Source organism: Paracoccus sp. (in: a-proteobacteria) (assembly GCF_030536915.1).
Taxonomy (GTDB): Bacteria; Pseudomonadota; Alphaproteobacteria; order Rhodobacterales; family Rhodobacteraceae; genus Paracoccus.
In genome coordinates, this window is sequence record NZ_JAUNPC010000118.1 from 1 (window position 1) to 6,856 (window position 6,856).

4 protein-coding genes and 1 pseudogene are annotated in these 6,856 nt (G+C 64.6%); 1 reads left to right on the forward strand and 4 read right to left on the reverse strand.

Features of this window, described 5'->3' with window-relative positions:
• The 4 genes and pseudogenes from Q4F04_RS14075 to rplJ all read right to left on the reverse strand — a co-directional run.
• Positions 1-940: pseudogene (locus tag Q4F04_RS14075) on the reverse strand (DNA-directed RNA polymerase subunit beta'); the annotation flags it as partial.
• A gap of 88 nt (positions 941-1,028) precedes the next feature.
• Complete coding sequence (gene rpoB, locus Q4F04_RS14080) at positions 1,029-5,183, reverse strand: DNA-directed RNA polymerase subunit beta (RefSeq protein WP_303370436.1); 4,155 nt, start codon at positions 5,181-5,183, stop codon at positions 1,029-1,031.
• Between the two features lie 250 nt (positions 5,184-5,433).
• Positions 5,434-5,808: a 50S ribosomal protein L7/L12 gene (gene rplL / locus Q4F04_RS14085; RefSeq protein WP_303370437.1), complete on the reverse strand. Its 375-nt coding sequence runs from the start codon at positions 5,806-5,808 to the stop codon at positions 5,434-5,436.
• A gap of 68 nt (positions 5,809-5,876) precedes the next feature.
• Positions 5,877-6,392: a 50S ribosomal protein L10 gene (rplJ, locus tag Q4F04_RS14090; RefSeq protein WP_303370438.1), complete on the reverse strand. Its 516-nt coding sequence runs from the start codon at positions 6,390-6,392 to the stop codon at positions 5,877-5,879.
• A gap of 353 nt (positions 6,393-6,745) precedes the next feature.
• Here rplJ and Q4F04_RS16055 point away from each other — a divergent pair.
• A partial coding sequence (locus Q4F04_RS16055) for a glycosyltransferase (protein WP_368660732.1) occupies positions 6,746-6,856 on the forward strand: 111 nt, incomplete at its 3' end.

A 6,856-nucleotide genomic window follows, 5' to 3' on the forward strand; every position in this document is an offset into this window, starting at 1 on the left:
GGCCGTTGTCGAACAGCGCGTCCACGGATTCCTGCAGCATCCGCTTTTCGTTGCGCACGATGATGTCGGGGGCGCGCAGCTCGATCAGCCGCTTGAGGCGGTTGTTGCGGTTGATGACCCGCCGATAGAGGTCGTTGAGGTCCGACGTGGCGAAGCGGCCGCCGTCCAGCGGGACCAGCGGGCGCAGTTCCGGCGGAATGACCGGGATCACGGTCATGACCATCCACTCGGGGCGGTTGCCCGATTCGAGGAAGGATTCAACGATCTTCAGCCGCTTGATGATCTTCTTCGGCTTCAGCTCGCCCGTGGCTTCCTTCAGTTCCTCGCGCAGCTGGTCGGCCGTGGCCTGCAGGTCGATCGCCGACAGCATCTCGCGGATCGCTTCCGCGCCGATGTTGGCGGTGAAGGCGTCCACGCCATACTGGTCCTGCGCGTCCATGAACTCTTCCTCGGTCAGAAGCTGACCATAGGTGAGGTCCGTCAGACCCGGCTCGATGACGACGTAGTTTTCAAAGTAGAGGATGCGTTCCAGATCGCGCAGCGTCATGTCCAGCATCAGGCCGATGCGCGAGGGCAGCGACTTGAGGAACCAGATATGCGCGACCGGGGCGGCCAGTTCGATATGGCCCATGCGTTCGCGGCGCACCTTCTGCAGCGTGACTTCCACGCCGCATTTCTCGCAGACAAGGCCGCGATACTTCATGCGCTTGTACTTGCCGCACAGGCATTCGTAGTCCTTGATCGGCCCGAAGATGCGCGCGCAGAACAGACCGTCGCGTTCGGGCTTGAACGTGCGGTAGTTGATGGTTTCGGGCTTCTTCACCTCGCCGAAGGACCAGGCGAGGATTTCCTCGGGCGAGGCCAGCGAGATGCGGATCTCGTCGAACTGCCGCGCCGGGGCGATCGGGTTGAAGGGATTGGTGGAGAGTTCCTGGTTCATCTGAATACCTTGTGAGTGGCGCGGATGGGGGAAGGTGCGTGGGAACCACGCACCCTACGGGCGGTAGGGTGCGTGGTCTCGCGCCCCGTTATTCCCCGTCCTCCGCATCCAGGAGTTCCATGTTGAGGCCCAGACCCCGGACCTCCTTGACCAGCACGTTGAAGGATTCCGGCACGCCGGCCTCGAAGTTATCCTCGCCCTTGACGATCGACTCGTAGACCTTGGTCCGGCCCGCCACGTCGTCCGACTTCACCGTCAGCATCTCCTGCAGGGTGTAGGCGGCGCCATAGGCTTCCAGCGCCCAGACCTCCATTTCCCCAAGACGCTGGCCGCCGAACTGGGCCTTGCCGCCCAGCGGCTGCTGGGTGACCAGGCTGTAGGGGCCGGTCGAGCGCGCGTGCATCTTGTCGTCGACAAGGTGATGCAGCTTCAGGACATACTTGACGCCGACCGTGACGGGACGGGTGAACTGTTCGCCCGTGCGGCCGTCGAAGACCACCGACTGTCCCGAGGTGTCGAAGCCCGCGCGGCGCAGCGCGTCGTCGATGTCGGCCTCCTTGGCGCCGTCGAAGACCGGGGTGGCGACCGGCACGCCGTTCGTCACCTGCTCGGCGCTTTCGACCAGGTCGTCGTCGGCCATGTCGCCGAACTCGGCTTCATAGGTGTCGTCGCCATAGCCGATCCGCATCGCCTCGCGGACGGGCGCCATGTCGCCCTTGCGCCGGTATTCCTGCAGCGCCTCGTCGATCTTGATGCCAAGACCACGCGCAGCCCAGCCCATGTGGGTTTCCAGGATCTGGCCCACGTTCATCCGGCTCGGCACGCCCAGCGGGTTGAAGACCAGATCGACGGGGGTGCCGTCCGCAAGGAACGGCATGTCCTCCATCGGGACCACCTTGGACACGACGCCCTTGTTGCCGTGACGGCCGGCCATCTTGTCGCCGGCCTGCAGCTTGCGCTTCACGGCGACGAATACCTTGACCATCTTCATCACGCCGGGGGGCAGGTCGTCGCCTTGCCGGACCTTCTCGACCTTGTCCTCGAAGCGGGCTTCCAGCGCCTTTTTCTGAAGGTTGAACTGGTCCTGCAGCGCTTCGACCTCGCGGGCGGTATCCTCGTCGGCGACCGCCAGCTGGAACCACTGGCCGCGCGACAATTGGCCCAGCAGATCCTCGTTGATCTCGCTGTTGGCGCGGATGCCCTTCGGCCCCTTGACCGCCGTCTGGCCGAGGATCAGCGACTTGAGGCGCGCGTAGATGTTGCGCTCGAGGATCGCCATCTCGTCATCGCGGTCGCGGGCGAGACGCTCGATCTCCTCGCGCTCGATCTGCAGGGCACGTTCGTCCTTGTCCACGCCGTGGCGGTTGAAGACCCGCACCTCGACGATGGTGCCGTAAGCCCCCGGCGGCAGGCGCAGCGAGGTGTCCCGCACGTCCGACGCCTTTTCACCGAAGATGGCGCGCAGCAGCTTTTCTTCCGGCGTCATCGGGCTTTCGCCCTTGGGCGTGATCTTGCCCACCAGGATGTCGCCCGGACCCACTTCCGCGCCGATATAGACGATGCCCGCCTCGTCGAGGTTGCGCAGCGCCTCCTCGCCGACGTTCGGGATGTCGCGGGTGATTTCCTCGGGCCCCAGCTTGGTGTCGCGCGCCGCCACCTCGTATTCGTCGATGTGGATCGAGGTGAACACGTCGTCGCGGTGGATCCGTTCCGAAATCAGGATCGAGTCCTCATAGTTGTAGCCGTTCCACGGCATGAAGGCGACGACCACGTTCCGGCCGATGGCGAGTTCGCCCTGGTCGGTCGAGGGACCGTCGGCGATCACCTGCCCGGTCTTGACCCGGTCGCCCACCTTGACCAGCGGACGCTGGTTGATGGTCGAGGACTGGTTCGAGCGCTTGAACTTGCGCAGACGATAGATGTCCACGCCTGCGTCGCCCGCGCCGAGACCCTCGGTCGCCCGGACGACGATCCGGCTTGCGTCCACCTGGTCGATCACGCCCCCGCGCCGCGCCATGATGGCGGCGCCACTGTCGCGCGCGACGGTCGCTTCCATGCCGGTGCCGACGAAGGGCGCCTCGGCCCGCAGCAAGGGCACGGCCTGACGCTGCATGTTCGAGCCCATCAGGGCACGGTTGGCGTCGTCGTTCTCAAGGAACGGGATCAGCGCCGCCGCGACCGACACCAGCTGCTTGGGCGAGACGTCGATCAGATCGACGGCCTCGACCGGGTTCAGCATGAAGTCCCCCGCCTGGCGGGTCGAGACCAGTTCATCGACGAACCGGCCTTCTTCATCCAGCGTGGCATTGGCCTGGGCGACAGTGTGGCGCATCTCCTCGGTGGCCGACATGTAGACCACGTCGTCCGTCACCTGCCCCTCCACCACCTTGCGGTAGGGGGTCTCGATGAAGCCGTACTTGTTCACGCGGGCATAGGTCGCGAGGCTGTTGATGAGGCCGATGTTCTGGCCTTCCGGCGTCTCGATCGGGCACATCCGGCCGTAATGGGTCGGGTGAACGTCGCGCACCTCGAAGCCCGCGCGCTCGCGCGTCAGACCGCCCGGCCCGAGCGCCGAGAGACGGCGCTTGTGCGTCACTTCCGACAGCGGGTTGGTCTGGTCCATGAACTGCGACAACTGCGAGGAACCGAAGAACTCGCGCACCGCGGCCGCGGCGGGCTTGGCGTTGATCAGGTCCTGCGGCATCACGGTGTCGATCTCGACGCCCGACATCCGCTCGCGGATCGCGCGCTCCATGCGCAGCAGGCCGATGCGGTACTGGTTCTCCATCAGCTCGCCGACCGAACGCACCCGGCGGTTGCCCAAGTGGTCGATGTCGTCGATCTCGCCCTTGCCGTCGCGCAGTTCCACCAGCCCGCGGATACAGGCGATGATGTCCTCGTGGCGCAGCGTGCGCTGGGTGTCGGGCGCGTCCAGGTCGAGACGCATGTTCATCTTGACCCGGCCCACGGCGGAGAGGTCATAGCGTTCGCTGTCGAAGAACAGGTTGTTGAACAGCGCGCTTGCCGCCTCGACGGTCGGGGGCTCGCCCGGACGCATCACGCGATAGATGTCCATCAGCGCGCCGTCGCGGTTCATGTTCTTGTCGGCCGCCATGGTGTTGCGGATGTAGGGGCCGACGTTGACATGGTCGATGTCGAGAACCGGAACATCGGTGATCCCGTTGTCCAGAAGCACCTTGAGCAGCCCGCCGGTCAGTTCAGTGCCGTCCTTGCTGTATTCGGCGGTGATCTCGTCCCCCGCCTCGGCATAGATCAGGCCGGTGTCCTCGTTGATGATGTCGCGCGCGATGAAGCGGCCGACGATCCGCTCGAACGGAACCAGCAGGTTCGTGACCTCGCCCGATTCGATCAGCTGCTTGACCTGGCGGGGCGTCACCTTGTCGCCGGCCTTGGTGATGACCTCGCCGGTGTCGGCATTCACCAGGTCAAAGCTGGGACGGGTGCCGCGCATCCGTTCCGGGAAGAAGCGCGTGACCCAAGAGCCCGCCTCGGCGCGGCTGCCCTTCTGCAGCTTGTAGTCCACGGTGTCGTAGAACGCGGACATGATCGCGTCCTGGTCCATCCCCAGCGCGTAAAGCAGCGTCGTCACCGGCAGCTTCCGGCGGCGGTCGATGCGCGCGAAGACCAGGTCCTTGGCGTCGAACTCGAAGTCGAGCCATGAGCCGCGATAGGGAATGATCCGGCAGGCAAACAGCAGCTTGCCCGAGGAATGAGTCTTGCCGCGGTCATGGTCGAAGAACACGCCGGGAGAGCGGTGCATCTGGCTGACCACGACGCGCTCGGTCCCGTTCACGATGAACGTGCCGTTCTGGGTCATGAGCGGCATGTCGCCCATGTAGACATCCTGTTCCTTGATGTCCTTCACCGCGCGGGTGCCCGAGTTCTCGTCGACGTCGAACACGATCAGGCGCAGCGTGACCTTCAGCGGCGCGGCATAGGTCATATCGCGCTGCTGGCATTCGTCCACGTCGTATTTCGGCTTTTCCAGCTCGTATTTCACAAATTCGAGCGTGGCCGTCTCGTTGAAGTCCTTGATCGGAAAGACCGACTGGAAGACGCCCTGGATGCCCTCGCCGTCCTTGTGGCCCTCGCCCTCGCCGGATGCGAGGAACAGGTCGTAGGAGGATTTCTGAACCTCGATGAGGTTCGGCATCTCCAGCACTTCGCGGATGTTGCCGTAAGAGCGCCGGATGCGCTTCTGGCCGACGTAGGATTGCGCCATGGAAGGTAATCGCCTTTCGTCATCGCACGCCGGTTCGTCGGGGCCCGAACCGGCGGCTTGCGAACATCAGGGGGTGCGGCCCCATTCGTGCCATGCGTCCCACCGCACGGCTCCCGAACCGCGAACTCGCCCTGAAGGAAACTCGGAGTGACCCCATGTGGGGTCGCCGCAAGCGTCCTTCAAGACGGGTTCGGCAGGGACCGGGAAATCCCGGACCCTGCCCAATCCTTCAGCATCCGCGAGGGGCGGATTACTTCAGCTCGACCTTGGCGCCAGCCGCTTCGAGCTTCTTCTTCATTTCCTCGGCGTCGGCCTTGGCCGCGCCTTCCTTGACCTTGCCGCCGGCTTCCACCAGGTCCTTGGCTTCCTTCAGGCCCAGACCGGTGATCGCGCGCACTTCCTTGATCACGTTGATCTTGTTGGCGCCGGCGTCGGTCAGGACGACGTCGAATTCGGTCTTTTCTTCTTCGGCGGGGGCGGCGGCGCCAGCCGGGCCGGCCATCATGACCGCGCCGCCGGCGGCGGGCTCGATGCCGTATTCGTCCTTCAGGATCGTCTTCAGTTCCTGCGCTTCCAGCAGGGTCAGGTTGACGATTTGTTCGGCGAGTTGCTTCAGATCAGCCATTTTTCCGTTCTTTCCAGTCAGGTTGTTCCAACGTCGGGGCTCATGCCGCCAGACGGGACGGGATTGCCTCAGGCAGCCTCACGCTCTTCGAGCGTGGACAGGATGCCCGCGATGTTGCTGGCAGGTGCACCGATCGCACCGGCGATGTTGGACGCAGGCGCACCGATGGCGGCCACGATCGAAGCGATGAGCTCCTCGCGCGACGGCATCTGGGCGACGGTCTTCACACCGGCCGGGTCCAGAGCGTTCTCGCCCATCGCCCCGCCAAGGATGACGAACTTGTCGTTCGTCTTGGCATAGGCATCCGCGACCTTGGCCGCAGCCACGGGGTCGTCGGAAAAGGCGAGCACGGTCATGCCCGTCAGGTAATCGGCGATCGAAGCCGCCGGCTTCCCTTCCAGGGCGATCTTGGCGAGCCTGTTCTTGGCAACGCGGACAGCACCCCCGGCCTCGCGCATCTGCGCGCGCAGGGTCTGCATCTCGGCAACCGTCATCCCCTCGTAGCGGGCAACCACCACGACGCCAGAGCTTTCAAAGATCTGGCCGAGTTCCTCGACCACCTGTTCTTTTTGGGCTCTATCCACGGTTCACTCCACGTTGGGGGTTTCCCCCCGGCTCACTTGTCCCGGCCACACTGGGCGGCCGGGGCGGGTCCTTGGGCGATGGACCCGAGAGCGCCCCAAAGGTGGAACCTTTGCGGAAAAATCTCGACTTCCATCTCGGGAAGGACTTAGCGGCGTTCACGCGCCGGCCCTCCGTCTCGGACAGGAACAGGGCAGCCGCGAATCGCGGATGCGCCTGAAGGGTTGTCCATAGCCGTCCGCGGGCCGGGATTCAAGCGGTTCGAGGCCGTGGCGTCCTGCCCGCAAACCCGCTAAAGGCGGAGGCGCCACAACGTATTTCAAGGTGCATGATGGAATCCGACATTTTCGGCTACATGCGGTTTTCCTACCTCGGGCGAAGCGACGCGAAGCTGGCGCGCAGCACCGACGATCTCGAACAGCGCAAGCAGGTGCTCTACGACCCGGAACGCCTTGAGGAACGCTTC